Source organism: Mitsuaria sp. WAJ17, assembly GCF_014174515.1.
GTDB lineage: Bacteria > Pseudomonadota > Gammaproteobacteria > Burkholderiales > Burkholderiaceae_C > Roseateles_B.
Genome location: NZ_JACJUG010000020.1, coordinates 21,467 through 46,836, shown reverse-complemented (window position 1 = coordinate 46,836; position 25,370 = coordinate 21,467). Strand labels below are relative to the sequence as shown.

Annotated in this window: 26 protein-coding genes; 2 read left to right on the top strand and 24 right to left on the bottom strand. The window is 68.4% G+C overall.

The window, feature by feature from the left end; genetic code table 11:
• Window positions 1-53: 53 nt before the first annotated feature.
• The 11 genes from H5407_RS16355 to H5407_RS16305 all read right to left on the bottom strand — a co-directional run bounded on the left by H5407_RS16355 (window position 54) and on the right by H5407_RS16305 (window position 11,484).
• Complete coding sequence (locus H5407_RS16355) at window positions 54-476, bottom strand: SWIB/MDM2 domain-containing protein (protein WP_183105536.1); 423 nt, start codon at window positions 474-476, stop codon at window positions 54-56.
• Window positions 477-746: 270 nt separating this feature from the next.
• Window positions 747-2,135 (bottom strand): sulfite reductase subunit alpha, encoded by a 1,389-nt coding sequence (locus H5407_RS16350; RefSeq protein WP_183105535.1) that lies wholly within the window; start codon window positions 2,133-2,135, stop codon window positions 747-749.
• A complete protein-coding gene (locus H5407_RS16345; protein ID WP_255501282.1) occupies window positions 2,132-3,034 on the bottom strand; it encodes an FAD:protein FMN transferase in 903 nt (300 codons plus the stop codon). The genes H5407_RS16350 and H5407_RS16345 overlap by 4 nt, the downstream gene beginning before the upstream one ends.
• Window positions 3,035-3,163: 129 nt before the next feature.
• Window positions 3,164-3,982: a DUF4198 domain-containing protein gene (locus H5407_RS16340; protein WP_183105534.1), complete on the bottom strand. Its 819-nt coding sequence runs from the start codon at window positions 3,980-3,982 to the stop codon at window positions 3,164-3,166.
• A gap of 11 nt (window positions 3,983-3,993) precedes the next feature.
• Window positions 3,994-4,524 carry a DUF2271 domain-containing protein gene (locus H5407_RS16335; RefSeq protein ID WP_183105533.1) on the bottom strand — a complete coding sequence of 177 codons (531 nt, stop codon included), beginning with the start codon at window positions 4,522-4,524 and terminating at the stop codon, window positions 3,994-3,996.
• A gap of 27 nt (window positions 4,525-4,551) precedes the next feature.
• Window positions 4,552-5,190, bottom strand: coding sequence for a PepSY-associated TM helix domain-containing protein (locus H5407_RS16330; protein ID WP_183105532.1), 639 nt, complete (start codon window positions 5,188-5,190; stop codon window positions 4,552-4,554).
• Entirely contained in the window at window positions 5,187-5,864 is a 678-nt protein-coding gene (locus H5407_RS16325; protein ID WP_183105531.1) for a Fe2+-dependent dioxygenase, read from the bottom strand. Before H5407_RS16325 ends, H5407_RS16330 begins: the two co-directional genes overlap by 4 nt.
• Before the next feature lie 41 nt (window positions 5,865-5,905).
• On the bottom strand, window positions 5,906-8,236 hold the full coding sequence (locus tag H5407_RS16320; RefSeq protein ID WP_183105530.1) for a TonB-dependent receptor domain-containing protein: 2,331 nt from the start codon (window positions 8,234-8,236) through the stop codon (window positions 5,906-5,908).
• Window positions 8,237-8,423: 187 nt separating this feature from the next.
• A complete protein-coding gene (locus H5407_RS16315; protein ID WP_310737665.1) occupies window positions 8,424-9,506 on the bottom strand; it encodes an alpha-hydroxy acid oxidase in 1,083 nt (360 codons plus the stop codon).
• Window positions 9,507-9,508: 2 nt separating this feature from the next.
• Window positions 9,509-10,282 (bottom strand): energy transducer TonB, encoded by a 774-nt coding sequence (locus H5407_RS16310; RefSeq protein WP_183105528.1) that lies wholly within the window; start codon window positions 10,280-10,282, stop codon window positions 9,509-9,511.
• 239 nt (window positions 10,283-10,521) lie between these two features.
• Window positions 10,522-11,484 carry a TerC family protein gene (locus tag H5407_RS16305; RefSeq protein ID WP_183105527.1) on the bottom strand — a complete coding sequence of 321 codons (963 nt, stop codon included), beginning with the start codon at window positions 11,482-11,484 and terminating at the stop codon, window positions 10,522-10,524.
• A 314-nt stretch (window positions 11,485-11,798) separates the two neighbouring features.
• Here H5407_RS16305 and H5407_RS16300 point away from each other — a divergent pair, with 314 nt between their 5' ends.
• Entirely contained in the window at window positions 11,799-12,158 is a 360-nt protein-coding gene (locus H5407_RS16300) for a phage holin family protein (protein WP_183105526.1), read from the top strand.
• Window positions 12,159-12,175: 17 nt separating this feature from the next.
• Here H5407_RS16300 and H5407_RS16295 read toward each other — a convergent pair whose 3' ends face one another.
• On the bottom strand, window positions 12,176-13,735 hold the full coding sequence (locus tag H5407_RS16295; RefSeq protein ID WP_310737664.1) for a M48 family metalloprotease: 1,560 nt from the start codon (window positions 13,733-13,735) through the stop codon (window positions 12,176-12,178).
• 141 nt (window positions 13,736-13,876) lie between these two features.
• Between H5407_RS16295 and moaC the strand changes: the two genes are divergently transcribed.
• The gene (moaC, locus tag H5407_RS16290) at window positions 13,877-14,359 is read left to right on the top strand and encodes a cyclic pyranopterin monophosphate synthase MoaC (protein WP_183105525.1); all 483 of its coding nucleotides are present in this window, start codon (window positions 13,877-13,879) and stop codon (window positions 14,357-14,359) included.
• A gap of 22 nt (window positions 14,360-14,381) precedes the next feature.
• Here moaC and H5407_RS16285 read toward each other — a convergent pair whose 3' ends face one another.
• The 12 genes from H5407_RS16285 to H5407_RS16230 are packed head-to-tail and all read right to left on the bottom strand — an operon-like array spanning window position 14,382 to window position 25,368.
• Window positions 14,382-16,139: a Wzy polymerase domain-containing protein gene (locus H5407_RS16285; RefSeq protein WP_310737663.1), complete on the bottom strand. Its 1,758-nt coding sequence runs from the start codon at window positions 16,137-16,139 to the stop codon at window positions 14,382-14,384.
• Between the two features lie 20 nt (window positions 16,140-16,159).
• Window positions 16,160-16,576: a divergent PAP2 family protein gene (locus H5407_RS16280; RefSeq protein WP_183105580.1), complete on the bottom strand. Its 417-nt coding sequence runs from the start codon at window positions 16,574-16,576 to the stop codon at window positions 16,160-16,162.
• Window positions 16,577-16,583: 7 nt separating this feature from the next.
• Entirely contained in the window at window positions 16,584-17,429 is an 846-nt protein-coding gene (locus tag H5407_RS16275) for a decaprenyl-phosphate phosphoribosyltransferase (protein ID WP_183105524.1), read from the bottom strand.
• Window positions 17,430-17,465: 36 nt separating this feature from the next.
• Complete coding sequence (rffA, locus tag H5407_RS16270; RefSeq protein ID WP_183105523.1) at window positions 17,466-18,593, bottom strand: dTDP-4-amino-4,6-dideoxygalactose transaminase; 1,128 nt, start codon at window positions 18,591-18,593, stop codon at window positions 17,466-17,468.
• Window positions 18,574-19,356 carry a GNAT family N-acetyltransferase gene (locus H5407_RS16265; protein ID WP_183105522.1) on the bottom strand — a complete coding sequence of 261 codons (783 nt, stop codon included), beginning with the start codon at window positions 19,354-19,356 and terminating at the stop codon, window positions 18,574-18,576. Before H5407_RS16265 ends, rffA begins: the two co-directional genes overlap by 20 nt.
• Window positions 19,344-20,600 (bottom strand): acyl-CoA reductase, encoded by a 1,257-nt coding sequence (locus H5407_RS16260; RefSeq protein ID WP_183105521.1) that lies wholly within the window; start codon window positions 20,598-20,600, stop codon window positions 19,344-19,346. The genes H5407_RS16265 and H5407_RS16260 overlap by 13 nt, the downstream gene beginning before the upstream one ends.
• Window positions 20,597-21,703 (bottom strand): acyl-protein synthetase, encoded by a 1,107-nt coding sequence (locus H5407_RS16255; RefSeq protein WP_183105520.1) that lies wholly within the window; start codon window positions 21,701-21,703, stop codon window positions 20,597-20,599. Before H5407_RS16255 ends, H5407_RS16260 begins: the two co-directional genes overlap by 4 nt.
• Window positions 21,700-23,055, bottom strand: coding sequence for an AMP-binding protein (locus tag H5407_RS16250; protein ID WP_183105519.1), 1,356 nt, complete (start codon window positions 23,053-23,055; stop codon window positions 21,700-21,702). The genes H5407_RS16255 and H5407_RS16250 overlap by 4 nt, the downstream gene beginning before the upstream one ends.
• Window positions 23,052-23,792, bottom strand: a complete 741-nt coding sequence (locus H5407_RS16245) for an SDR family NAD(P)-dependent oxidoreductase (protein WP_183105518.1) — start codon at window positions 23,790-23,792, stop codon at window positions 23,052-23,054. Before H5407_RS16245 ends, H5407_RS16250 begins: the two co-directional genes overlap by 4 nt.
• 5 nt (window positions 23,793-23,797) lie before the next feature.
• The gene (locus H5407_RS16240) at window positions 23,798-24,022 is read right to left on the bottom strand and encodes an acyl carrier protein (RefSeq protein ID WP_183105517.1); all 225 of its coding nucleotides are present in this window, start codon (window positions 24,020-24,022) and stop codon (window positions 23,798-23,800) included.
• A 3-nt stretch (window positions 24,023-24,025) separates the two neighbouring features.
• Window positions 24,026-24,400 (bottom strand): EamA family transporter, encoded by a 375-nt coding sequence (locus tag H5407_RS16235; protein ID WP_220800645.1) that lies wholly within the window; start codon window positions 24,398-24,400, stop codon window positions 24,026-24,028.
• A gap of 8 nt (window positions 24,401-24,408) precedes the next feature.
• Window positions 24,409-25,368, bottom strand: coding sequence for a glycosyltransferase family 2 protein (locus H5407_RS16230; RefSeq protein WP_220800644.1), 960 nt, complete (start codon window positions 25,366-25,368; stop codon window positions 24,409-24,411).
• Between the last annotated feature and the right edge of the window lie 2 nt (window positions 25,369-25,370).

Below are 25,370 nucleotides of genomic sequence, written 5' to 3'. Positions count from 1 at the left end.
GGCCGGGTTCTCATGCGCAAGCGGGGCTGCTGCCAGCCCCGCTTCACGACCGCTCACTTCAGGTGGCTGTTTATCAGCTTGGTCATCTCGAACATGTCGGCCTTGGCCTTGCCGAAGATTTCCTTCAGCTTGGCGTCGGCGTTGATGATGCGCTTCTGCACTTCGTCCTGCAGCTTGTGCTTCTTGATGTACTCCCAGACCTTCTTGGTCACATCGGTGCGGGGCAGCGGAGCTGCACCGACGATGGCCGCCAGCGCGCTGCTGGGAGTCAGGGCCTTCATGAAGGCAGCATTGGGCGTGCGCTTCTTCGCAGGAGCAGCCGCCTTCTTTGCAGGAGCCGCAGCCTTCTTCGCCGGCGCTGCCTTCTTGGCAGGAGCGGCCTTCTTCGCAGGGGCGGCCTTCTTTGCCGGCGCAGCGGCCTTCTTGGCCGGAGCTGCCGCCTTCTTGGCGGGCGCGGCCTTCTTCGCAGTTGCCATTTCGATTCTCTCCATCAAAAGTTAGTTGATGTGCCGGGCCACGGGCGAAGGTCGTTCCTTCAAGTCTCTCTAGCACCCTGCGCGGCCAATGGTACTGCGGCCCTCTGGCAAAGAGAAGGCTTTGCAGGGGGAGGTTGCCCCTAAGACGGCCTCATTTGATGTCGAGCGGATTGCTTTTGTCGCGGCGCTGCATCAGTTCAGCACCGCGGTGCCGTCGGCAGGCCCATCAACACGGGGCTCGCGCGCCTCGTGCCCTCGTGTCGCGAGGCCTCAATAGACGTCGCGCCGGTAACGTCCTGATGCAATGAGTGCCTGCAAACCTGCCTCGCCCAGCTGCTCGCGCAGCAGGCGATCCACGGCATGCCCCATGCCCTGAAGGCTGCCGCACACATAGATGGCGGCACCACGCGCGAGCCATTCGCGCAGGCGCTGCCACTCCTCATTCAGCTGCTGCTGCACGTGGCGGCCCGGCAGGTCGCGCGAGTAGACGCGGTCCACATGCGCGAGCAGGCCTTCGCGGTGCCAGGTCTGAAGCTCGTCGTCGAAGTGCGTGTCGTGGCGGGCCTGCCGCTCGCCGTGCAGCAGCCACACCGGAGCAGCCGTGTGGCCTGCGCGCCATTGCTCGGCACGCCGCTTCAGATGCGCGCGCAGGCCGGCCAGGCCCGTGCCGTTGCCGATCAGGATCAGTGCCCGCTCCTCGTTGCCCGACTGCCGGAAGCCCTCATGGGCCTGCAGCCTCATGTCCAGTGCCTGGCCCACTTCGAGCCGATGGCACAGCCAGGCAGAGGCAGCGCCCAGCGCGCCCTGCTCGTCACGGCGCTCGCGCACCAGCAGCTCCAGCGCGCCGTCTGCGGGCAGCGAGGCGATGCTGTAGGAGCGCGGCCGCTGTGCATCGTCGGGCGGAAACACCTGGACCAGGTCGCCGGCCTGCCAGGCAGGCGCGCCATCGGCCACGAAGCGCAGCAGATGCAGCGGCGCGCCCTGGCTGCCCGGATTGAGACAGCGGCGCTCCTGCAGGGTCCAGCGCGTCACCCCTGCCGCGGCCTTCGCCACCGGGGCCTCAGGCAGCGGATTGCGCAGGACCTCGCCGAGTTGGCGCCACCACTGGTCGATCACGCGCACATCGCCGCAATCGACCCTCAGCGTCTCGAACAAGGGCGTGGCACCCCGCGACTGCAGCCATCGATCCACGGCCATGCCGAAGGCGCAGTAGGCGCGGTAGCGACGGTCGCCCAGTGCCAGCACGGCCGTCTGCAGGCCCTGCAGACGGAGCTCGGCGCCGGCCTGCATGCACTGGCTCACAAAGGGCTGCGCGCTGTCCGGCGCATCGCCCTCGCCCGTGGTGCTGACGATGAGCAGGGCCTGGCGGGCCTGCTGCAGCGTGGCGGCGTCCACCCTGCCCAGCGGCATCAGCCGCACGGCCCGCCCTGCGGCGCGCAGGCGGCGCGCGGTCTCCTCGGCCAGGGCCTGGGCCTGGCCGGTCTGGCTGGCATGCAGAACCAGCAGGGCATCGGCCTGCGCCTCCTCCGCCGCGAGGCGGCCAGCCTCCGCGCGCAGCGCCCGCCGATGCCGCCACCACAGCCAGGCACAGCCGGTCAGGTAGACCGACAGCAGCAGCAATGCGGCGGCCACGCGCGGGGCGCTCAGCAGCAGGCTCATGCCTCGTCCTCCAGCAAATCCCGGAGCCCCGTTGACAGCAGCTGGCGCCAGCCACCGGCCTCGCGCAGCACGAGGCGTGCGGCCAGGCCGCGGGACTCGGCAAGGGCAAGGCCTTGCGTCGGACCCAATACCATCAGCGCGGTCGACCAAGCGTCAGCCCACATGGCGCTCTCATGCAGCACGCTGACCAGGGCCAGCTCATGTGCCACGGGCCGTCCGGTGCGTGGGTCCAGGGTATGTGACAGGCGCCGGCCCTGCGCATCGATGCGGAAGCGGCGGTAATCCCCCGAGCTGGCCACGGCCAGCTGGTGCAGGGCGATGCGCAGCGCGGGCAGGTCACAATCCGCAGCCGGCGGCTCCACGTCCACCCACCAGGGCTGGCCCTCAGGCTTGAGCCCCTGGCCCCGCAGCTCCCCGCCGATCTCGACCAGATGGTGCGGCAGGCCCAGCTCGATCAGCAGGGCGGAGATGCAGTCCACCGCATGACCCTTGGCGATGGCCGAGAAGTCCAGCATCAGCCCACCTGGCTGCAAGAGATGGCGGCGAGGCGGATCCCAGCGCAGCTCGCGCCAGGCTTGCAGCGGCGCACGGGCCTGCGCCTGCGGCTGCCCTGGGGGACCGAAGCCCCAGCGCTGCACCAGGGCGCCCATGCAGGGATCGAAGGCCCCCGCGCTGGCCGACGCCACCTGCAGCGCGGCCTCGATGACGGTGGCGAAATCCGGTGGCAGGTCCAGGCCCTGGCCAGCACCCAGGCCGTTGAAGCGGCACAGCAGCGACGCCGGTTCCCAATGGCTCAGCTCAGCCACCAGCGCGTCCAGCCGCGCCTGCACGGCCGACTGCACCGGCGTCAGGCGCAGGTTCGACGGTCCGTAGCAGAGCAGGGTCCAACTGGTGCCCATGGTCTGCCCCTGCAGGCTGTGCAAGACCTGACCCCAGGACGGCGCCTCCGGCAACAGCTGCCGGGGGACGGCGACCTGCGGCGGCGCGCGCCGGGGAGCCGGCATCGGAACCGGGGGCGGGGCCATCACTCAGCGCGGCAGGACTTCGAAGCTGGCGCTGAGGCTGGCGCGGCGCAATGGCTTCTCGCGCGTGCCCGTCACGCCCTGGGCGGGTTTGTCACCTTGGCTGACGCCCAGCCAGTAGCGGCCGGCCTCGGTCCATTCGATGCTGAACTCGCCCTTGGCGTCGGTCTTGATCAGCTGCTCGCCCAGCTTGTAGCGGTAGCGGTTGCCCTCGCGCAGCAGGCGCACGGGGGCCTCTGGCAGCGGCTGGCCATCCAGAAGCAGGCGGAAGCGGCTGCGGTCGCCATGGCTCAGCTCGGTCACCGGATCCAGGGGCAGCAGCTCCAGGCCCTGGCCCTCGGGCACGAAGGCCAGCGTGCCCGGCTCCTCCTTGCTGACGAAGACCTGCTGGCGGTTGTGCACCTGGGTCAGGCCCTGCAGCTGAGCGCCTGCGGGCAGCTCCTGGTCCAGGGTCGCGGGCGTGGCGCGGAAGCGCTTGGTCTGGCCATCCAGTACATAGCTGCCCATCAGGGCCAGATTCACATGGCTGACGCGGTAGGTGCCATCCTGCACGAGGCGCAGCTCAAAGCTCTCGCGGTGGCGTGCGGCCGTGCGCTGCTGGGCCTCCAGCCGGCTGCCGTCCGGAGCCGTGATCAGGATCTGCTCCAGCTTCAGCGCGCGCTCGAAGACGAAGAGGTCCTCGGACACCGCGGCATCCACGGACACCACGGCCTCCTTGCCATTGACCTGGTAGCTGTTGGCCAGCAGCCAGGTCATATGGGCCTGGGCATTGCTGGCCAGGCACAGGGCGAGGACGGTCAGCAGGGGTCGGGTCTTGCTCCACATGGTCGGCCTCCTCAGGGCTTGATGGTCAGTTGCACGGCACCGAGCTCGTGCTCGCCCTGGGCTTTGGCCTGCTGAGGCGCCTTGACGGGCCAGGCAATGGGCAGGCGCAGCACCTCGCGGCCACCGGCCTCGCGGGCGGCTTCCACCACCAGCTCGTAGTTGCCTGCGGGCAGTTGGGCCAGGGAGGGGTGCTTGTCCAGTTGCAGCACGGCCTCGCCGGGCGCGCGGGTGGCGCCGCTGATGCCGTCCGCCGGCAGGCTCAATGAACGGCCGCCCTGGCGCCACCACTGACGCATGTCGCGCAGCCACTTCGTGCCGCCATTGTTGGGCTTCTTGAGGTCGTACCACACAGCCAGCTGCGCCGCGGCGCCGGCCTCACCGGGCTTTTCCAGCCAGACGGCCAGATAGGGCTTGTGGTACTCGGCCACATTGAGGCGGGGGATGTCGAGCTTGAGCTGGATTTCGGCCGCCCAGACCGACGAGCCCGCCAGGCCCAGGGCGCCGAGGGCCGCGAAGCGGGCGCTGATGAGAGAGGTTTGCATGAGAGTGTCCTTCCAGATTCCTTGAATTCAGTGCACCAGCAGCAGGGCCAGCAGCACCGGCAGGACCAGGCCCGCGCCGACCAGGGGCCAGGTGCCAGGGCGCCGCCCCGCGTGCTGCTGCAGGATCAGCAGACCGGTGAGGCAGAACAGCAGGCAGGCGCCTGCGAAGACGTCGATGAACAGGCTCCAGGCACGGCCGGCATGGCGGCCCTTGTGGAGGTCGTTGATGTAGGCCAGCCAGCCGCGGTCGCTGTTCTCGTACTCCAGCACGCCGCTCTGGCGGTCCAGACGCAGCCAGGCGTCACCGCCGGGGCGCGGCAGGGCCATGTAAAGCTCCTCGGGCGACCACTCGACGCTGCCGTCGCGGGCCAGCTCGGCGTCCAGCTCCCGTACCAGCCAATCACGCACCGGCGCCGGCACGGCGGCATCGCCCTGCAGCGAGCTCGGCGCGAGGGCCGGCAGCAGCGCGGCGGGCAGGCTCAGCTCGCGCTGGACCACGCGCGGCTTGCTCTCGATGTCGGCGGCATGGTTGAGCGTGAAGCCGGTCACCGCGAACAGCAGCATGCCCACCAGGGACAGCGCCGAGCTGATCCAGTGCCATTGGTACAGGGTGCGCATCCAGCCGGCCCGCGAAGGCTTGCCGCCGGGCCTGGCGACGTCCGTCATTGCGCCCATTGCTGCAGCAGCTTGTGATAGTGGCCGGTCAGCGCGGTCACCTCGGCGTTGTCACCCAGCTGGCCGCGCAGCTTGACGATGGTCATGTCCAGCTCGAAAAGCATGGCTCGGCGCCAGGCATCGCGCACTAGGCTCTGCGTCCAGAGGAAGGAGGCGATGCGTGCGCCCGAGCGCACCGGCTCGACGCGGTGCAGGGAGGTGGACGGGTAGACGATGGCATCGCCCGCGGCCAGCTTGACCTCGTGCGTGCCGTAGCTGTCTTCCACGATCAGCTCGCCACCCTCGTACTCCTCAGGCTCGGACAGGAAGACCGTGGTCGATACATCCGTGCGCACCACCTGCCCGCTGCGACGGTCGGTCTGCAGGGCGTTGTCGATGTGGTTGCCGTACTGGCCACCGCCCTGGTAGCGGTTGAACATGGGCGGCAGCACATGGCGCGGCAGCACGGCCGAGACGAACAGCGGATGCCGCTGCAGGGCCGCGGCCACGCGCTCTGACAGGGGCAGGAAGGCCGGTGAGTCCGGGCTCAGCTGCTCGTTGTCCTTGGCGCGGGCGGCCTGCGGACCGGCGGTGGCAAGACCTGACACCCAGCCCTCCTCATCCAGGGAGCGGCGCAGCGATTGCACCTCCGACTTGCTGAGTACTTCGGGAATGTGCAGCAGCATGCGGGGGGCTCCTGGAGAAGGGGTGGATGTCGATGCTGCGATCAGAACAGCAGGTTGGCGCTCAGGCTCACGTTGCGCTCGGCACCGAGCTTCATGCGCGCGCCGCTGTTGTTGAGCGAGGCGATGTAGGTCTTGTCGAAGACATTGCCCACGTTGAGCTGGAACTTCAGGGTCTTGCTCCAGGCATAGGACGCCATCAGGTCAGCCACCGTGTAGGCCGGGATGCTGGGCATGTTCTGGGCCGCCGTCGCCGTGGTGATGGCGCGCTTCTGCTCGGACACATGGCGCAGGCCGCCGCCCAGGGTGAAGTCGCCAAAGGTGTAGGAGGTCCACAGCGTGGCCGTCCAGTCCGGCGACCAGCGCACACCGACGGTCTCGATCGTGCGGTCGCTGTTCCACTGGTCGGACTGCTTGGTCTTCATGCGGGCAATGCCGGCCGAGACCTGCCAGAAGTTGGTGATCTGGCCCACGGCCGAGAGCTCCAGGCCCGTCACGCGGGTCTTGCCCATGGGGATGGGGTTCTTCAGGTCGTCGTAGGAGATCTGGCCCTCGTTGCGGGTGTGGTACAGGGCCGCGCTGACATTGAGCCGGCGCTCCAGCAGCTCCCACTTGGCACCCAGCTCCACATTGCTGGTCTTCTGCGGATCCAGCGCGGCATTGGCCTGGCTGGTGGCGCTGGAAGACAGGGCGAAGTTGTCGCCGCCCGGCGGCGTCAGGCTGTTGGCCAGCGAGACGTAGACCGTGCCCTCGGCTACCGGCTTGTAGACCAGGCCCAGGTTCCAGCTCTTGAGCCAATCGCTGCTCTTGAGGTTGCTCGGCACGAAGCTGCCCACCTCATAGCCCAGGGGCTTGTAGGTGGCCAGGTTGCCGCCGGTGCCACCTGTCACCAAGGTGCTGCTGCTGGTGCGCAGGCTGTAGTGCTCCACGCGCAGTCCGCCGCTGAGCTTGAGCTGCTCGCTGATGTGCAGGGTGTCGAAGGCGTAGAGCGCCTGGGTGAGGCTGCGGCCGTCGGTGTCGGCGCCGGTGGCGATGGGCATGCCCAGCACGTCGGCCGGATTGGGTGCATAGACATTGGCATTGGGCAGGGCGATGCCCGGCACCTTGGCCTTGTTGAGCACCACGTCCACGGTGCTGGTGCTGCCGTTGGTGAAGCCGCGGTTGTTCTGCGTCTCCATCAGCAGCTCGAAACCGGCGCTGAGGTCGTTCTTCAGGCCGCCCAGCTTGAAGCCGGTCACCACGTTGGTCTGGTTGCCCAGGATCTCGTTGCGCTGGTCCACGCGCTGGCGGGTGCGCGCCACCTCGAGAGCCTTGCTGGCGGCGTTGATGCTCAGGCCGTTGATGCCGGTCAGCACGCGATCCATGTGGGTGCGGCCGTAGCGGGTCAGGCTCTTGAGCTGCGTACCGCCGCCCAGATCCATTTCGAGGCGCGCCGAGAACATGTCGGCATCGACCTTCTCGAAGTCGGACGCGCTGCCGTAGTAGTTCTGGCGACGCACCTTGTCGGCGGCCTGGATCCTGGCGTCGGCGTTGTAAAAGCCCGGCATGCCGGTGGTGGGAATGCCGCCGTCCGGCACATTGTCCTGGCGCAGGTGCTGGGAATAGAGGAAGACACGAGTGGGCGTGTTGAGGCCGAAGGCGATCGAGGGCGCGATGCCCCGGCCCTTGTTCTTGACCTCGTCTCGGCCCTCGACGCCACCGTCCTGCACCATCACGTTGATGCGTGCGGCGGTATTCGTTCCCAGCTGCACATTGCTGTCCAGCGTGGCGCGCTTGCGGCTGGCGGTGCCCAGGCTCACGTTGAGCTCGTTGAACTGGTCGGCCTGGGCCTGCTTGCTGATCAGGTTGATGTAGCCGGCGCTGGCGCCGCGGCCGATGTCCGCGCCGGACGGGCCCTTGACCACCTCCACCGACTCCAGGTTGAAGGTGTCGCGCGTGACGGCACCCAGGTCACGCAAGCCATCAACAAAGGTGGCGGACTGCGTGGAGAAGCCGCGCATCTGGAAGGTGTCACCGGCCGAGGTGTTGCCGTTCTCGCCCAACTGCATGGTGATGCCGGGGGTGTTACGCAGCGCATCCATCAGCGAGGCCGCGCCCTGCTCCTGCAGCATCTCCTTCTTGATGACCTGCACGGTCTTGGGCGTGTCCAGCAGGGGCTGGGTCAGCTTGCTGTTGGCGCTGGTGTCGGCCTTGAAGCCGGACTCGGGCGCGGCGATGGCCTTGAGCGTGGGCAGCACCTGCTCCTCGGTCTTGCGCGCAGGGGCGGCCCCCTCGGCGGCGAGGGCAAGGCCCGGAAGGCTGCCGGCCAGCAGGGCCAGGGCGGTGGTGCTCAGGCGGACGGGGGCCGCGTGCTTGCGGCTCTTGATGTGGGACATGGAGACTCCGTTTCGGGGGATGTGGGGCGGCTGGCTTCCGAAGGCCGGACCCTGCGCCCCGCTCACCCTGCAAGGCTCGGTGCGCGAGGCACCCCGCCCGTTGCAACGGATGGCTTGCTGCGATAGATCAATATTCTAGATGCGAAGCATTCGCATTTGCAATTGATTTATGTCAGGGAACTCTCGTTCAAGCCCTGGCACGCAACTCGGACAACGCCCGGCGGCCACACAAGGCCATGGTCAGGGCCAGCTCCTCCTGCAGCAGGCGGATCACATGGGCCACGCCCAAGGCGCCGGCCGCCGCCAGGGCATAGACCCAGCAACGCCCCAGCAGCACGGCATCCGCGCCCAGGGACAGGGCCTTGAACACATCGCTGCCGCGCCGGATGCCGCCATCCATCAGCACCGGGACCCGCCCCTGCACCGCCTGCACGACGGCCGGCAGCAGGTCCAGGCTGGCCGGCAAGCCGTCCAGGGTGCGGCCGCCGTGGTTGGACACGATCACGCCATCGACCCCGGCCTCCAGGGCCAGGCGGGCATCATCCGGGTGGGTCAGCCCCTTGATCAGCAGGGGCAGCGCGCTGGCACGGCGCAGGGCCCCCACGTGCTCCCAGCGCGGAGCGACGCCCATGAGCCGGTCAAAGACGGGGTCCGTGCCCGCCTGCGCCGGCGGCAGTGGCGCGCAGTCCTGCAGGTCCCTCGGCGCCAGCGCGGGGGGCAGGGCAAAGCCTGCTCGCTGCTCGCGGTTGCGCACACCGGCGACGGGCGCATCCACCGTCAGTACCAGTGCACGACAGCCCGCCTCCTCGGCCCGCCGGACCAGGCGAAGGCTGTCTTCCCAGCGGGGCTGGGCATACAGCTGGAACCACAGCGGCGCGGCCGTCTGCGCGGCGATGGCTTCCACGCCCAGGGTGGACAGAGTGCTGACGATCAGAGGCGTCTGCATGACGCCTGCTGCCAGGGCGGTCGCGGCCTCGGCATCGGGATGGAAGAGGCCCTGGTGTGCGACGGGCGCCAGCAGCATGGGATGCGGCAACTCCATGCCCAGCAGGTGGCAGCGGGTGTGGCCACCCCGCAGATCGCGCAGCACGCGGGTCTGCAGATCCAGGCGGGCGAAGGCGGCGCGGTTGGCGGCCACCGTGCGCTCGTCAGCCGCGGCGCCGTCCAGATAGGCCCAGGCGGCCTCGTCCAGGCGTTCGCGAGCCAGAGGCTCGTAGTCCGCAGCCGCCACCACGTGCGGCGGGATGGAAGACAACAGAGGTGAGCGCACGCTCACCTGCCAAGCTCGTACTGGATAGGGGTGAGCACCAACATCTCCACGGGCTCACCGTTCTCAGTATGCGGCTTGAAGCGGGCGGCGCGCATGGCCTGCTGGGCCTGCTCGTCCAGGCGTGCGAAGCCGCAGGACTGGTGCAGGGTGATCTGGCGCGGCAGGCCGTCGCGATCCACCAGGACGCGCAGCACCACGGTCCCGCTCTCTCCCAGGCGGCGGGACATGGCCGGCACAGCAATCGGCGGCGCCTGCAGGTACTGCACCGCACTGGCGGACACCTCGCGCGGGCCACCACCGGAGTGGGCCGGACCCGGGCCGGCAGGCGCCGGGGCGGGCGTGGCCACGACCACAGGCCTCGGCGGCGGATTCTCGGCCACCACGGCCAGCACCGGCGAAGGCGACACCTGGATGAGCGGCACCTCCACTGGCGGCACAGTCAGTTGCTGGAACTGGGGCGCCAGGGTCGGGCGGACGGCGGGCGGCGGCGTCTTGGGCGGGGCCACCGTCAACAGTTTGACCTCCACCGGTGCCGGCCGGCTGGGCATGGGCACGACGCCCATCTGCACCAGGCCCCAGGCCATCACCGCATGCAGCCCCAGCACAGGCAGCAGCAGGCGCTTGCTGCGCCGGGGTTGCCAGTCGCTGGGCCCCAGCAGCGGCAGGGATGCCAGGCTTGGTGCGGGCTCGCGCGTCGAGCGAGCCGGCTCGGCCGCGCGAGGTGCCGCGGCGGCCGAATTGAAGTCCAGCGGGAAGGAGGCAATCGCTTGGCTCATGGCGCAGGGGCGCGCAGCCTTGTGAGCCCGGCCCGAAAAGGCGCCAGACATCCCGCCACGCGTTGGATTCAGGATGATGGGGCCATCATACACAATGCGAACCATTCGCATTTGCTTTCACGCAAACATTGTGCAGACCTCTTCTGCGACGGGGCGGGCGTCTGGCATTGGGCATGGCCCGGTGAGCGCAGTGAAAAAAGGCCCTCGACGAGGGCCTTCTTGCGCGCGGGTGACCCTGCTCAGGATCGCGACGCAGGCAAGCGCGGCGCGGTGCGCACGCTGAGCACCATGGTCACTGCCAGGATCAGCACGACCACCGCCAGCGAGACCAGCACCGGGATCTTGACCACGTCGATCAGCATCATCTTGCTGCCGATGAAGGCCAGCACCACGGCCAGGCCGTAGCTCAGCAGATGGAACTTGGTGGCCATCGCCGCCAGCAGGAAGTACATGGCGCGCAGGCCCAGAATGGCGAAGACGTTGGAGCTCAGCACGATGAAGGGATCGGTGGTCACCGCGAAGATGGCGGGAATGGAATCGACGGCGAAGATCACGTCCGTCACACCCACCAGGGCCACGACCAGGAACAGCGGCGTCGCGATGCGCTTGCCGTTCAGGCGGGTGAAGAAGCGCTCGCCATCGAACTGCGGGCTCACCGGCAGCACGCGGCGCAGCAGCTTCAGCGCGGGGTTGGATTCGAGGTCCGGCTCCTGGCCTGCGGCCCACCACATCTTGATGCCGGTGAGCAGCAAGAACGCACCGAAGACGTAGAGCACCCAGTGGAACTGCGCAATCAGCCAACTGCCCACCAGGATCATCACTGTGCGCAGCACGATGGCGCCGACGATGCCCCACATCAGCACCCGCTTCTGGTAGGCCGGCGGCACCGAGAAGTAGGTGAAGATCATCAGGAAGACAAAGATGTTGTCCACCGCCAGGGACTTCTCGATCAAGTAGCCGGTCAGGAACTCCAGGGCCCGGGTATTGGCCAGGGTGGTGTCGCCGGTGCTGTCGCGCACGGCCCACCACAGCAGGACATTGAAGGCCAGGCTCAGGGCCACCCAGATCGCGGACCAGCGCAGGGCCTCCGGCAGGCTGACCTCATGCGCACCCTGCCGGCGCAGCAGGACGAAATCGACGAACAAGGCGCCCAGCACGGACGCGACGAAAAAGAACCACAGCCACAGGGGCGCACTGCTCATGAGAGACTCCCGCAAGACATCGGACACAGGATATCCCGACCCAGAGGTCACGGACATCGACGGCTCACGAAAGGTCTTGCGGGGCGTGGACCGTACCAGTGGACTGGCACGAACTGGCTGCGGGGCCCGGGCGCTCTCGCGAGCACCGTCTTGACGGGCGGCCGCCTCGGCACAAGGACCGAGAGCTACTCCCCTTTCGGATGCCCGCATTGTGCACCAGCCGCGATGGCCCCGCAGGACCAGGGGATGATCCAGGGCAAGTCCCAAGCGCCGCTTCGCGCCAAATTCACGGTCGCGCGGGTATGCTCGCCGCCATGAAGACGCTCACCCGTTGGCTGCTACTGGCCGGCGCCCTGCTGCTGGTCGCCCATCTCTACCCCGGTGTGGAAGTGAAGAGCTTCTGGTCGGCCATGATCGCCGCGCTGATCCTCGGCCTGCTCAACACGCTGCTGCGGCCCGTCCTGGTGCTGCTGACCCTGCCGGTCACGGTGGTGAGCCTGGGGCTCTTTCTCTTCGTGATCAACGCCTTGATGTTCTGGGCTGCGGCCGGGGTGCTGGAAGGTTTTGCCGTCACCGGCTTCGGCGCCGCCCTGATCGGCTCCCTGATCTACAGCCTGTGCGGCATGCTGATCGACACCGTGGTGGAGCGGCTCTTCCCTTCGCCCATCGACTGACGCGCCTGCCGCGGCACTCAGGGCAGCTCAGCGCCCGGCGGCGCGCCGCGCGGGTACATCTCCAGCAGCATCTGCCGGCGCTCATAGAGCAGGCTGCGCAGTCGCGCGTCGATGACGGAGGCCTCGAACTGGTCGGCGTCCCGGGTGCGCGACAGGCGCAGGCCGGAGCGCAGGCGATCGATGGCGCCATTGAGGTCGCCCATGGCTGCGCGGGACTCCCCCAGCGCCCGGACGGCCCGCAGGGGCTGGTCCAGCTGCGTCCACAGCTGCGACAGCAGACCCCAGGCCCCAGCGTCGGCGGGCTGCAGGCTCACATGGGTCTGGAGTGCCTCTGCAGCAGCCCGCACCCGCTCCGGCTGCTTGTCGATCTGCGCCAGTTGGCCGCGCATCATCAGCACGGCCCGGCTCTTCTCAGGCAGGGCCGACAGCGCCAGATAGCCGGCACTGGCATCGCCGCGGGCCTGGGCCAGCTCGGCGCGCAGGAAGGCCAGGTCGCGCCGGGCCCGGGCGTCGTCCGGCACGGTCTGGCGCTGCAGCTGCTCGGCCTGCTGCAGGGCGGTCTCGGCGCGGCTGAAGTCGCGCAGCTTGATCGAGGCCAGCGCGCTGGCATAGCGGGCCGCCAGTTGCTCGTGGCCGTGAGCCAGGGTCTGGCGCACACCGGCGTCCATGCCCTGCAGCTGGCGCCAGGATTCGGCTCGCGCGTCCATCAGCACCCGTGAGCGGGCGGCCATCAGCGCATGCTCCGGCACGGTTTCCAGCGCGACAGGCGCCTCGGTGCCCAGGCGCAACCGGGCGTCGCCGATCCGCTCGGTGGTCAGGGGGTGGGAACGCAGATAGGGGTAGGCGCCCGAGTCCATCAGGTGGTAGGCCTGGTCCATGCGCTCGAACATGCTCACCATGCCCAGGCCCTGGAAGCCCGCACCCACCATGACGTTGAAGCCCACGCGGTCGGCCTCGCGCTCCATGTCGCGCGAGAAATTGAGCGAGGCCTGGGCCGCCGCAGCCTGGCTGCCCATGATGGCGGCATTGGCCAGGTCCACGCTGCCCGCCTTGGACGCGGCGATAAGCCCCAGCACCATGCCCGCCATCGCGGCCATGCTGCTGCGCGAGTCGCCGACGATGCGGCGCGCGATGTGGCGCTGGGTGATGTGCGAGAGCTCGTGCCCGAGCACCGAAGCCAGCTCGTCGCGCGAGCTGGTGATGGCGATCAGGCCCAGGTGGACGCCCACGTAGCCGCCCGGCAGCGCGAAGGCATTGACACTGCGGTCGCGGACCAGGAAGGCCTCCCAGGCGAAGCGCTCGTGGGTGTCGTCGCCAATATTGCCCTGGCGCCGGGCGGCCTCGACCAGGGGGCTCCACACACCCTGCACATACTCAAGCAGCAGGGGGTCGTCCAGGTAGTCGGGATCCGGGCGGACCTGGCGCATGATCTGCTCGCCCAGGCGCTTCTCAGCGCCGACGCTGAGGTCGTCGGACACCGAATCGCCCAAGGCCGGCAGGTTCACCTGCGCACGCAGGGGGGCGGCCGGCAGCAGCATCAGGCCCGCGCAGCAGGCTGCCAGCAGGCGCTTCGCCACGGGCGACTTCCCTGCCTCGGCATGCATTCTTTTCACCAAGATCCTCTCTCCACGGCCCGTCAGAACCTCTGTGCAGGCCCGGCCGGTGGGCCGGGTCGCTCGCTATCATGGCAGCCAATCCTTAAGCCTGTGTTGCTGACCATGAATTCGCCGCTCACCCATTTTGACGCCCAGGGCCAGGCCCATATGGTCGATGTGTCCGCCAAGGCGGTCACTCACCGGGTCGCACGCGCAAGCGGCCGCATCCGCATGCTGCCCGCCACCCTGGCCCTGATCCAGGGCGGCCACGCCAAGAAGGGCGACGTGCTGGGCGTGGCCCGCATCGCCGCCATCCAGGGTGCCAAGCGCACCAGCGAGTTGATCCCGCTGTGCCATCCCCTGCCCATCACCCGGGTGGCGGTGGAATTCCGCATCGACGAGGCGGCGTCCACCGTGCACTGCGAGGCCCAGGTCGAGACCCTGGGCCAGACTGGCGTCGAGATGGAAGCCCTCACCGCCGTGCAGGTCGGCCTGCTGACCATCTACGACATGTGCAAGGCCGCCGACCGCGGCATGGTCATGGAGGGCATCCGCGTGATGGAGAAGAAGGGCGGCAAGAGCGGGGACTGGGTGGCTGAGGGCTGATCGTTCCCGGCTCGACCGCGGCTCAGCGGAAGTCCTCGTAGCGGTAGCTCCGCTGCGGAGCGTCGCACTGGAAAGGCCGCAGGGCATGGGCCGGCCAGTTCACGCATTCGTCCAGCCATTCCTCGGCGGCCGTGCTGTGGAACTCGCGCAGACGCTGCACGAGGTAGCGCGCCTTGTCGGTCTCTCCCACCGCATGCAGGGACTGGGCCCAGGCGATCATCAGCCGCACATCGATCAGGTTGTGTCCGGTGCGCCGGGCGGCATCCAGCGTGGCCCGCGAGGGCGCGGGCACCGTGGCCGCAGCGTAGTCGGCACTCGCGGAGAACAGCAGGCTGCGCTGGCCCCGCGCGATGCGCTCGTCCAGCGGCGCCATGCGCGGTCCGGACCGGTAGATATCGACGATGTGCAGGTAGTCCCAGCCTGCGAAGGCGGCCCCCGCGATCATCAGCGCGCCTGCGACCTGCAGCAGGTGCTGACGCAGCGCGGTGCCTGCGGCTGGCGTCATGACTGACGGGGTCAGGTCTTGCTCAGATGGGGTCAGGTCTTGCCCTTCAGGTGCCGCCAGCGCCAGACCCAGGGCAAAAGCCGTGGGCAGCAGGAAGTAGAGGTACCACAGCGGGTACTCCAGCATGCTGTGCAGGCCGATCATCAACACCACCATCAGCGCGCAGCGGCGCTGCAGCGCCACGGCGCCGCGGGCCTGCCGCGCAGCCCGCAGCGCGAGCCAGAGCAGCCAGGCCAGGCCGCCCAGCATCAGCAGGCCCAGGGGCCAGCCCATCTCGACCAGGACCTGCATCACCAGGTTGTGGCAGTGGTCGAAGAAGGCCACCGGGCGGTCGGGGAAGGGCGTCAGGGTCCAGGCAAAGTTGAAGTCGCCCCAGCCCACGCCGCGCCAGGGATGCTGCTGCAGCAGCGCCCAGCTGTTCTTCAGGATGGCCACCCGCGAGGGGGAGCCGGCGCCCTCGGCCAGGCGCGCCTCGGCACCGAAGGCATGGCCGCTGGCGGCGGACCACCAATGCATGAACTGCCAGGAGGCGTAGGTCAGCAGGGGCGTGATCAGCAGGCTCAGCCGGGCCTGGCGGCTCAGCGCGGCATCCAGCACGCCCCACAGTGCCAGCAGGGCGACGCCGAACCACATGCCCGTGCGCGAGGCGCTCAGCACCACACAAAAGAGCAACAGCCACAGCAGCAGCGGCAGCAGCGCGCGCAGCGCCGGGCGCTCACGCCCCCAGCTCTCGCTGAGCCACACCGCTGCGATGCAGCCCCACAGCAGCAGGCTGGCCAGGTGATTGGGCTGGCGGATATTGCCCACCGCGCGCCCGGCAATGCCCGAGCGGGCGATCCAGGCGGCATCGGTCCAGTCCGGCAGGAAGACCTGCACCAGCGACACCAGCGCGCCGCCCAGCCCCGCCAGCAGCAGGCCCAGGGCGAAGGCACGCCCCAGGGTCAGGCCTTGCCCCGAGGCCCCCGCGCGGGCGCCAGCCAGCACCAGCAGGCCGGACGTCAGCAGGGCCAGCGCCGGCAGCAGGGCCAGTGCCGTCAGTGAGACGCCCAGCAGCGCCACGGCAACGACAACGGCAAGCGCCATGGCCAGCAGGCCCGCAGCACTGCGCGGCAGCAGGCCCCAGCCGGCCTGGCTTGTCTGGACCTGCTGGGTCAGCAGCACGCCGCCCCACAGCCCGAGGGCCAGCAACTGGTTCAGCAGCGTCGTGGAGGGCGAGAGGCTGTAGGCAAGAAGCGTGGGGAGGGTGGCGGCGAGGATGAGGGCGGTCGGATTCACGGTGCGCAGTCTAGTCGGCCTCAGCGAAGGCCATGGAACACCAGCAGGGCAACGCCCGCGCCAGTGGCGACGCCAGCGACGATCTCGAGCGCGCTGTGCCCCATGCGGGTCCGCAGCGGGACCTGGCCTGGCGCCTCCCCGGCCAGCCGGTTGATGGCCTCGGCATGGCGGCCCACTTGGCGGCGCAGGCTGCGCGCATCCATCATCACGACGAAGGCCAGGGTCAGGGCCACGCCAAAGGCCGGGTGCCCCAGCCCTTCGCGCAGCGCGATCAGCGCGGCCGTACTGCTGACGATGGCGCTGTGGTTGCTGGGCAGGCCGCCATAGCCGATCAGGCCGAAGGCCCATCGCCGTGCCCGGATGCTGTTGATCAGGAACTTCAGGCTGCCCGCCACCAGCCAGGCCAGGAAGGGCGTCACAAGGTAGGCCATGTCCATCATGGCCTCACCCTCCGGCCGCGGGCCAGAGCACCCACAGGCAGGCGCCCATCCACACCAGCACCGTCAGCAGCAGGGGGAGGTCAGACAGCAGGACATCCGTCGGCGACTCCCCGCCCTCCAGCGACTCCACCACGTACCAGTAGCGGAACAGGCCGAAGAGCACCACGGGCACGGTCACGACCAACTCGGGCCGGCTGGACATGACGAAGAGGCTGTAGAAGACCAGGGCGCCCATGGCGGCCATCTCGGCATACCGGTCCACCAGCGCGACAGAGTAGTGCTGCAGCACCTCGCGAGCCTCGCTGCCGCGCTGGCTGAGCTCCTGCCTGCGCTTGACGGCTGCCAGGTACAGGGCCAGGCACAGGGTGGTCACGAACATCCAGGAGGACACCGGCACGGCCAGGGCCTCCGCACCGGCGTACACGCGCAGCACGAAGCCGAAGGCCACCAGGAAGATGTCCAGCACCGGCTGGTGCTTGAGTCCGAAGCTATAACCCAGGTTCAGCGCCAGGTAGACCGCGAGCACCTTGACCACGCCTGGCTGCCACCACCAGGCCCAGGCCAACAGGCCGTAAAGGAGCCCCAGCAGCAGCAGCGCGGCCCGCAGCGAGACCGTGCCTGCAGCCAGCGGCCGCGTTCTGGACTTCACGGGATGGCGACGGTCCTTGTCGATGTCCTGGATGTCATTGACGATGTAGGCCGCTGACGAGGCCATGCAGAAGAGCACGAAAGCCTGCAGCACCGACCACTGCGCGGCCGGGCTCCTGAAGGCTCCGGCAAACACCAGCGGTGCCAGCACGAATATGTTTTTCACCCACTGGCGCGGGCGCATGAGTTTCAGCAGTTCCATCGATTGATTCCTGACCCTGGCTTGCGCGCCAGCCGATCAAAGGGCCGCCAGCACGGTTTCGGAGATGCGGTCCACGTCGGCGTCCTGCAGCTCGTAGAACAGGGGCAGGCGGACCAGGCAGTCCGCGAAGCGGTCGCAGTTCGGGAGCTCGCGGCCATCGTGCTTCGCGGCGTAGTACTTGCTCCGGTGCAGGGACTGGTAGTGGAAGACAGCGTCGATGCCTGCCTTCTTCAGGGCCTCGATCAGCGCCGTCCGCTGGGCCAGGCTCTCGCACACCAGGTAAAACATGTGGCCGTTGTTGCTGGCCCATGCGGGCACGAGGGGCAGCTTCACCCCCTTGGCCGGCAGCGCCGCGGCCAGATTGTCCCAGTAGCGCTGCCAAAGGGTCTTGCGCCGCAGCTGGATGGCGTCCAGCACCTCCAGCTGGGCATAGAGATAGGCCGAGACGATGTCGGAGGGCAGGAAGGAGGAGCCGATGTCCACCCAGCCGTACTTGTCCACCTCGCCCCGGAAGAAGGCGCTTCGGTTCGTGCCCTTCTCGCGGATGATTTCCGCGCGCTCCGTCAGCTGGGGATTGTTGATGACCAGCAGGCCGCCTTCGCCGGCGATGACGTTCTTGGTCTCGTGGAAGGAGAAGGTGGCGAGCGCGCCCAGGCTTCCCAGCGGACGACCCTTGTAGTACGAATCGATGGCCTGGGCGGCGTCTTCCACCACCACGATGCCGCGGCTGGCGGCCAGCGCCAGGATAGGGTCCATGTCACAGGCGACCCCGGCATAGTGCACGACCACGATGGCGCGGGTGCGCGGGGTGATCAGCGCCTCCAGGACGTGATGGTCTAGGTTGGGGTTGTCCGGCTCGCTGTCGGCGAACACCAGCCTGGCCCCACGCAGAGCAAAGGCATTGGCGGTCGACACGAAGGTGAAGGAGGGCACGATGACCTCGTCGCCCTCCCGGATGTCCAGCAGCAGCGCGCACATCTCCAGCGCATCCGTGCAGGAGGTGGTCATCAGCGTCTTCTGCAAGCCCCAGCGCTGCTCGAAGAACTGGTGGCACTTGCGGGTGAACATGCCATCGCCGGAGATCTTGCCCGAGGCCACGGCCTGCGCGATGTAGACCAGCTCCCGGCCGTGCAGATAGGGCTTGTTAAAGGGGATTCTTGTCATGTCTATAGCGCCTGTGAAATCCGATCAGCAAGGACTCGAACTGGAACTCAAGCCGCCGGTAAAGGTTCAGGATCGGCACATTGGCGGCTGAGATCAGGGTGTGAACCTCGCGGACGCCCTGCGCCCGGTTCCATTTCATCACCTCAGCCCACAGGGACACGCCCAGCAGCGCATGGCTTCGCTTCACGCCGGTCAGCACCCACTCGATGCCCGGCCCCGGCGCGGCGGTCCGCTGCACATGCAGGCCGATGACCTCGCCCTTGAGCTGGTAGGTGAGGATGTCATGCCGCTGGGCCTGCAGGTCCGCCAGCCAGTTGCGGTTGCGCTGCGCGGCGTCCGCGGGATCGACCCAGGGATCCTCGTGGATGCGACCGTGGTGGAAGTCCTCGGCGAGGATGTCCTGCACACGGGCCAGGTCGGCCGGCTGGGCCGGCTGGAGCACCGGACCGGGCCGGGCCAGCGAGTCCAGGCCCGCCGTCTGCTGGATGCGCGCATGCCGCAGACGGTAGCTCGCCTCCGCGAAGTAGAAGCCGGCCTCATGGAAAGCCGCCTTGATGGGCGCCGTAGGCGGAAAGCGACCGTAGGCAAAGGCCACCTGCTCCTGCGCAGCCCAGTCGTTGAACTGGGACAGCAGCGGGCCCAGGTCCGCGGCATCACCTACGTCCAACGCCGTGATCTCGGCACAGCGATGGCCGAACACTCGCTCGTCCCAAGGCGTCAACCGGCATTGCAGCGAGGCGGATCGGCAGCTCAGTTGTGGCATGGCGGTGGCAGCAGAAGCTTGCGGCTGAAGGCCGAGATCAGATCAACGCCGTCCCAGGTGGGGGCGAAGGCCAGCGCCTGCCCGACCGGGCACAGGCGGTCCAACGACCGCGCCGGCAAGGCCTGGACCAGCTCCAACAGAGCCTGCCGGGAGAAGCCGTGCACGGCCAGGGTCTGCTCCTTGTCGCTGAGGTGGGCGGCCAGCTCGGCGAGCTGCGGCAGCCGGACCTCCAGGAACAGGCCGTGGCCACAGTGCAGCGCCCGGGCTTCGGCGTCCAGCATTGATTCCAGGCGCAGGCGGGTGGGCAGGACGGCCGCCGGCATTGCGCCCTCGGCCGGTCGTGCCAGGCCGGCGGCCGCGAACTCGAAGCGCGCCGCCAGCCGGGCCATGCAGGCAGCCTCGCTGTCCTGCAGTTGCCTGCGCGCCAGCACCCGGCCCAGAGCGGGCCAGAACCGCGCGGCTGCGGCCTCGGCGGCCTCGTCCGTGCCGATCCAGGCCACCAGGCGCGGCGAGGAGCAGGCCTGCTGGGCAAACCAGAAGGCGTCGTTGTAGAAGTCGGCCGCCAGCTGGTCCAGGCTCTCGTCCGAAGCGTCCCGCACGGCCTGTGCCTGCATGGCACAGGCGGAAAAGCGATCGGGGAAGCAGACCTCCACCGCGGTGGGTCGCAGCGCAATGGCGCGGATGGCTTGCACGGTGGCATCGCCGCCCCAGACCACCCGCAGCATGCAGGCCTGCGAGATCTGGCGGGTGAGCTGCTCGTCGTGGGCGTAGGTCAGCAGAACGAAGCGCTCGCGCACGGCGTCCCCCACGTCCTCGTCCAGGGTGCTGCGTAGCATCTCGATCAGGAAGTCCTGCCCCTCGCTGGGCTGCTGCGACACGCGCACCAGGTTCACATTGCCGGCCAGAAGGGACAGCAGCCAGGAGTACATGAACACGGAGTCCACATTGCTTGGCGCCAGGTGGAAGGCCAGGCCCCGGCCCAGCAACAGGTGGTCCTCAGCCTGCGGCACATACCGCACGGAGAGGTCCCGCAACTGGGCGCCGCGGAACCAGTGGCCCAGCGCGGCCAGCTCGGGAAAGCGGCGGATCTCCGGCGCGGTCAGCAGGCGCTGCGAGAAGCGGCGGACGAAGGCGAGCACGCGCTCGTCGAAGGGCTGCCAGGCTGGCTGCGCGGACAGGCGCCGCAGCACCTCCTCCAGGTGCGCCTCGGGATCCGCTCCCAGCAGGTAGCGCGGTCTTGTCATGCCATGGCCCTCGTATCGCTGCAGCCGCGCAGCTCGACTTGCGCCAAGCGCCCGAGCACCGACAGCCGGGCACCCTGGCGTCCGCAGAGGCAGTCGTCACGACCGTGGATGATGCCGACGTCCTCGGTCAGCAGGGAATGGCCGGGATAGCTCAGCGGCAGGGCGCTCAGCACCTGGATGACGCCGCGTTCACCCAGGGGCTGGGGCTGCAGGGTATGAGGGTGGCGCACCAGCACGTCCGCGAAGGCGGGCACATGCAGGCTGCCGTGCTCGCATTCCATGAAGATGGAGCCCACCTGCTCCACCATGCCGTAGTAGTTGTGGACATGCTCGATGCCGAACTGCTGCTGCATGCAGCGTTTGAAGCTCGCGTTATCGACCTGCTGGTCAGCCAGCCGCTTCCATCCACCACCATGGATCAGCAGGCTGCCAGGTGGCAGTCGCAGTTTCAGGCCCTGGCGCAGGGCGCTCTGGTACAGGCCTTGCCAGACGACGAAGGTGAAGCCGAAGAGCAGGACGGGCGTGTCCGCGTGGCGGGCCAGGAAGTCCTGCAGGGCGGCCGCGTCGAGCGACAGGCTGCTGTCCAGGCAATGACTGTGGTCACGGCCGTACAGGGAGAAGCCCAGGATGGCGGCCGCGCGGGCGCTGAACTGCCGGCGGTCCTTCAGCAGTTCGCTGGAATCCACGATTAGCATGGGCCAGCGCTTGCGGCCCAGGAAGGAGGCCATGATGGCGGCCAGCGCTCGGCTCTGGCGCAGCGAGGTCTCGCGGTCGAGGTAGATGCGCGATACCGCCTGCCCGCTCGTTCCGCTGGAGGTCAGCGTCTTGATGACCTGCGCCGGCTCCACGCTGCGCAGCTCACGGGTCTTGAACAGCCGCACCGGCAGGTAGGGCAGCTCATGGAGATGCGTGGCATCGCCCGTCGGGAACAGCCGCTCGAGGACGCGGGCATACGGCGCACAGCGCGCCCTATGCCACTGCGTCAGCGCCTGCATGGTGTGCAGGAAGGCGGGGTCCTTGACGCTGGCAGGCGCGTCGAAGGGTCCCTGGCCTTCCAGTGGCAGGGGCGGCCAGCCCGGGGAGATCGGCGGAGAGGCGCTCATGAGCCGTCCATCAGCGCTGCGTAATTCTTCTTGCCCGAGGCCAGCAGGGGCAGCGCGTCCACGGCGCGGCACTGTGTGGCGCTCGGATGGATGCCGAACTGCTGCCGCACGATGGCACTGGCCTGCGCGACGAGCGCGGCATCGCCCGCCTCGATCCAAGCGACCAGCCTGTCGTCGCGGCCGGACACGGCCACGGGCCGCTGCAGCAGGGCCTCCAGCGCGCGCTCGACCTCGTCCAGGCCGATCCGGTTGCCGTACACCTTGATGAAACGCTTGATCCGGCCTTCGAGGAAGAAGTAGCCGTCCTCGTCCCGGCGGGCCAAGTCGCCCGTGGGCAGGACGCCGCGCATCACGTCGCCCAGTGCCAGATCGTCGCGCGTCTCGGCATAGCCCAGCATCACGTTGGGCCCTTCGTAGACCAGCTCCCGGGTGTCAGGATCCAGGCGCAGGCGCCCGTCGGGAATGGCCACACCGATAGACCCCATCTTTGCGGCGAGCTGCTCGGGCGGCACATAGCTGATGCGCGCGCAGGCCTCCGTCTGACCGTACATCACGAAGAAGCGACGCCCGGCGGCCTGGGCATGCTCGCTCACCAGGCGGGCCAGGCGCTCGTCCAGCTTGCCACCAGCCTGGGTGAGGGTTCGCAGGGCTGGCAACGCCTTCTGGAAGAAGCCCGTGCGATGCAGCATCTGGTACATGTAGGGCACGCCGGCCAGCGAGGTGACGGCATGGCGGCGCATCAGCGGCACGAAGTCCGGACTGATGATGCCCGGCCCGCCCAGCACGACGCTGGCGCCAGCCAGCAGATGGCTGTTGAGCACGGACAGCCCGTAGGAGTAGTGCATGGGCAGGCTCAGGATCGCCCGCTCCTCGGGGCCCAGGGCCAGGTAGCGGGCGATGGAGGCTGCGTTGGCCTGCAGCGCCTCACGCGAGAGCCGCACCAGGCGCGGGCTCCCCGTGCTGCCCGAGGTGCTGAGCAGCAAGGCCAGCGAGGGATGCAGCGCCACGGGCGGCGCCTTGGGCTGCTCGATGGGCAGGGGGTTCGCAGGGTCCAGGCCGGCCACCCACTGGGGCCGGTAGAGGGCCTGCAGGGCCTCGACCTGCCGGGCCGGCATGTCGCCTGGCAGCAGCAGAGGCACATGCCCCTGGCGAAGGCAGGCCAGGTAAAGGGTCACGTCGCTGAGACGGTTGCTGCAGAACATCAAGCCCAGCGTGCGCGCACCCAGGCGGGCCAGCGCCTCCTCGTAGGTCCGGATGCCCGCGGCCAAGCGGGCAGCGGACACCTCGCTGCCATCCGCGTCGATGGCCAGGATGCGTTCGCCGTGGACCGGGCTCAGCTCCCAGAAGTTCACAGACTCATGCCTCCGTCGATGCCGATCACCTGGCCGGTGATGTAAGAGGAGCGCTCCGACGCCAGGAAGCTGACCAGCTGGGCCACTTCGCGGGCCTCCCCCATGCGCCCCATGCGCACCAGGGCCAGCTTGCGGCGGTGCTGCTCGGGGCTGTCCTGGCGGTGCAGATCGGTGTCGATGAGGCCGGGCGCGACGGCGTTGACGCGCACCTGGCGGGGGGCCAGCTCCTTGGCGGCCGCGAGCGTGGCGCCGATCAGGCCGGCCTTCGAGGCTGCATAGGCCACCTGCCCCTCGGCGCCCCAGCGACCGACCACGGACGACATGTTGATGATGGAGCCGCGCCCCGCCCGGCCCATCAGCTTCGCGGCGCCCTGCAGGTGCAGGATGGCGGCCGCGAGGTTCACCTCGAGCGTGCGCGCCAGGCTGTCGCGGGCGATCATGCCCAGGCTGGCGGACTCCATCACGCCGGCGTTGTTCACCAGCACATCGAGGCGGCGGAAGCGCTTGAAGATCGTCTGGAACGCCTGCCCGATGGCCTCGCTGTCCTGCAGTTCGTAGACCAGGGGCAGCACGCTGGCCGCATCCACGCCAGCCGGCAGTTGCTGCATCAAGGCGTCCAGGGCCGCCTGGCTTCGGGCGTGCAGGACCAGCTCGAAGCCCTCCTCGGCCAGGGCTTTCGCGCAGGCGGCACCGATGCCCCGCGAGGCGCCGGTGATGAAGGCAACAGGCTTGTCCATGGCGCTCAGAGGTATTTGGCGACGATGTCCCGGGCCTTCCTGAAGCTGCTCATGTCGATCACGTCCTCGGCGTCGATCATGATGTCGAAGGCTTCCTCGATGGCCGCAATCAGCGACATGTGGGCCACCGAATCCCAGCCTTCGGCAACAGCGTACTGCAGCTCATCCGTGACCTGCGAGGCGTCCATGCCCAGCACCTGCGAAAAAACCTCGCGCAACTTATCTTCCATACTTCATCCGATCGACTTTGAAAATGACAGCACCACCACGCCCAGCATGATGATCGCCGTGCCCGCCCAGCGATAGATATCCATTTTCTCACCGAACAGCACCGTCGCCAGCACCGCCACCAGCAGGAAATTGATGGCCATATAGGGGTAGGCGCGGCTGATCGGCAGACGGTTGATGGCCGCCATCCAGGACAGCGAGGCGAGAAATGCTGCACCGAAGGCGGAAACGATCCAGGGCCGGCAAAGGAGGCGGGCGATGCTCCAGAGGTCCGTCCAGTTCACGGAGGCTCCATGCAGCCCCATCTGCCATTTCAGGACCAGTTGCCCGTATACCGTCAGCACAATGGTCAGGGCGACAAATAGATAGCTGATCGACATTCTTTTCCTCACGCCTGCTGCGAGGTATCTTCGGTGCTGGACCGAACAGAATATGGCGGGCGCTCCATGGCGCGGAAATGCATGCGCGCAATGTATTCGCCGATGATTCCCAGCGAGAAAAGCTGCACGCCGGAAAATATGGAGATGATGGACGCCAGGAAACTGAAGCCCGGCACCACCGCGTCCGAGATGAAATACCTCACCAGCACATACATCAGCACCACGAAGCCGCCGGCGGCGAACAGCAGGCCGGCCACGCTGGCGATCTGCAGGGGCAGAGTGGAGAAGCCCGTCATCATGTTGAGGGCGTGGGTCATCAGCTTGCGGACCGTGTAGCCAGACTGCCCTCGTTCGCGCCGGTCCTGCCGGACATCGACCGAGCTGAAGCGCGTGGTGCCCCAGGTCAGTAGCACCTCGATGCTCACGGTGGGGCTGTTGTAGTCCGCAAAGGCGGCTCGCAGGCGGGTCCGGAAGGCGCGGAAGGCGCTGGACTTGCGGGCCGTCTCCGCCCCCATGGAATGCTGCAGCGCCAGCTTGGTGACCAGCGAGGCAACGTTCCGCAGGAGTCCATGGCTTTCCTGCACCGGGGAACCATAGACGACATCAAAGCCCTCATCGATCTTGCTGAGGAGGCGGGGGATTTCTTCCGGCGGATTCTGCAGGTCGTCGTCCATGGTGACGATGACCTGCCCACGCGCAGCACGAATACCGCATAACAGCGCATTGTGCTGACCATAGTTTCTGGCCAGTTGGATGCCCACCACCCGGCGGTCTGTCCGCGCGAGCTGACTGATGACGTCCCAGGTGCCATCTCCGCCGCCGTCTTCCACCAGCACGAACTCCGCCGACAGGCCCTTGGCGGTGCAAACGGCATCCAGCCGTCGATGCAGATCGGGCAGGTTGTCTGCCGAGCGGTAGCAGGGGATGACGATGGAGATGGCAGGCGCGTCAGGGCCGGCCTGCGGCACCT

Bases quoted from the DNA above. Each gene is read 5' to 3' on its own strand.
- H5407_RS16265 (WP_183105522.1), bottom strand. From the start codon at position 19,356: ATGCCACAACTGAGCTGCCGATCCGCCTCGCTGCAATGCCGGTTGACG.
- H5407_RS16240 (WP_183105517.1), bottom strand. From the start codon at position 24,022: ATGGAAGATAAGTTGCGCGAGGTTTTTTCGCAGGTGCTGGGCATGGAC.
- rffA (WP_183105523.1), bottom strand. From the start codon at position 18,593: ATGACAAGAATCCCCTTTAACAAGCCCTATCTGCACGGCCGGGAGCTG.
- H5407_RS16340 (WP_183105534.1), bottom strand. From the start codon at position 3,982: ATGTGGAGCAAGACCCGACCCCTGCTGACCGTCCTCGCCCTGTGCCTG.
- H5407_RS16275 (WP_183105524.1), bottom strand. From the start codon at position 17,429: ATGGAACTGCTGAAACTCATGCGCCCGCGCCAGTGGGTGAAAAACATA.
- H5407_RS16255 (WP_183105520.1), bottom strand. From the start codon at position 21,703: ATGAGCGCCTCTCCGCCGATCTCCCCGGGCTGGCCGCCCCTGCCACTG.
- H5407_RS16305 (WP_183105527.1), bottom strand. From the start codon at position 11,484: ATGAGCAGTGCGCCCCTGTGGCTGTGGTTCTTTTTCGTCGCGTCCGTG.
- moaC (WP_183105525.1), top strand. From the start codon at position 13,877: ATGAATTCGCCGCTCACCCATTTTGACGCCCAGGGCCAGGCCCATATG.
- H5407_RS16245 (WP_183105518.1), bottom strand. From the start codon at position 23,792: ATGGACAAGCCTGTTGCCTTCATCACCGGCGCCTCGCGGGGCATCGGT.
- H5407_RS16335 (WP_183105533.1), bottom strand. From the start codon at position 4,524: ATGCAAACCTCTCTCATCAGCGCCCGCTTCGCGGCCCTCGGCGCCCTG.
- H5407_RS16345 (WP_255501282.1), bottom strand. From the start codon at position 3,034: ATGGGCACCAGTTGGACCCTGCTCTGCTACGGACCGTCGAACCTGCGC.
- H5407_RS16350 (WP_183105535.1), bottom strand. From the start codon at position 2,135: ATGAGCCTGCTGCTGAGCGCCCCGCGCGTGGCCGCCGCATTGCTGCTG.
- H5407_RS16235 (WP_220800645.1), bottom strand. From the start codon at position 24,400: ATGTCGATCAGCTATCTATTTGTCGCCCTGACCATTGTGCTGACGGTA.
- H5407_RS16280 (WP_183105580.1), bottom strand. From the start codon at position 16,576: ATGGACATGGCCTACCTTGTGACGCCCTTCCTGGCCTGGCTGGTGGCG.
- H5407_RS16325 (WP_183105531.1), bottom strand. From the start codon at position 5,864: ATGCTGCTGCACATTCCCGAAGTACTCAGCAAGTCGGAGGTGCAATCG.
- H5407_RS16330 (WP_183105532.1), bottom strand. From the start codon at position 5,190: ATGACGGACGTCGCCAGGCCCGGCGGCAAGCCTTCGCGGGCCGGCTGG.
- H5407_RS16310 (WP_183105528.1), bottom strand. From the start codon at position 10,282: ATGAGCCAAGCGATTGCCTCCTTCCCGCTGGACTTCAATTCGGCCGCC.
- H5407_RS16355 (WP_183105536.1), bottom strand. From the start codon at position 476: ATGGCAACTGCGAAGAAGGCCGCGCCCGCCAAGAAGGCGGCAGCTCCG.
- H5407_RS16260 (WP_183105521.1), bottom strand. From the start codon at position 20,600: ATGACAAGACCGCGCTACCTGCTGGGAGCGGATCCCGAGGCGCACCTG.
- H5407_RS16320 (WP_183105530.1), bottom strand. From the start codon at position 8,236: ATGTCCCACATCAAGAGCCGCAAGCACGCGGCCCCCGTCCGCCTGAGC.
- H5407_RS16300 (WP_183105526.1), top strand. From the start codon at position 11,799: ATGAAGACGCTCACCCGTTGGCTGCTACTGGCCGGCGCCCTGCTGCTG.